At 56.0% G+C, this 539-nt stretch carries 1 protein-coding gene; it reads left to right on the top strand.

The annotated features are described in order from the left end of the window. Positions 1-44: 44 nt before the first annotated feature. Positions 45-539 (top strand): NUDIX hydrolase (locus tag ACR0EL_RS22735; protein WP_480502389.1); only part of this gene is annotated, 495 nt, incomplete at its 3' end.

The following is a 539-nucleotide window of genomic DNA, read 5'->3' as shown; positions in this document are numbered from 1 at the left end:
TCTATGAAGGCGGGTTCGAATATGAACTGCGCCCGGAGACAATCGTGACTGAGGATGGAAAAGAACATCAGGCCTTGGTGTTCTTTCCGGATACTGACATTTGGAAAAAAGGCGCACCGTGGGATCTTGAAACCTGGATCAGGGATTGGGGTGCGCTTTCGGTGTTCGCGGCAGACGAGGTGATGGCCCATTTTGGAAGAGTCGATGCCTCGGACATCGTGCGCAGCTTTCCAGCTATGAGAACACGCGCCTGGGCCAGATTAGCGGCAAGACAACGTGGAACGGGGGATGAGCGGAGCGTTGCGGATGACGTGATCGTTCATGACCGCAAGCACGCTTATGTCAACTATTTTGGGATGGATGAAATTGAACTGCAGCATCGTCAGTATGACGGCGCCCTGAGCCCGGTGCTGCATCGCAGCGGGTTGATGCAAGGGTCTGCAGTGATCGTCCTGCCTTATGATCCGGTGCGCGACACGGTGTTGCTGGTAGAGCAATTTCGCGCGCCCGTGTTCTTGATCGACGACCCCGAGCCGTGG

This window comes from Ruegeria sp. AH12 (genome assembly GCF_056541465.1).
The sequence above is the reverse complement of the archived record's forward strand: the minus strand, read 5'-3'. Positions and strand labels throughout refer to the sequence as shown.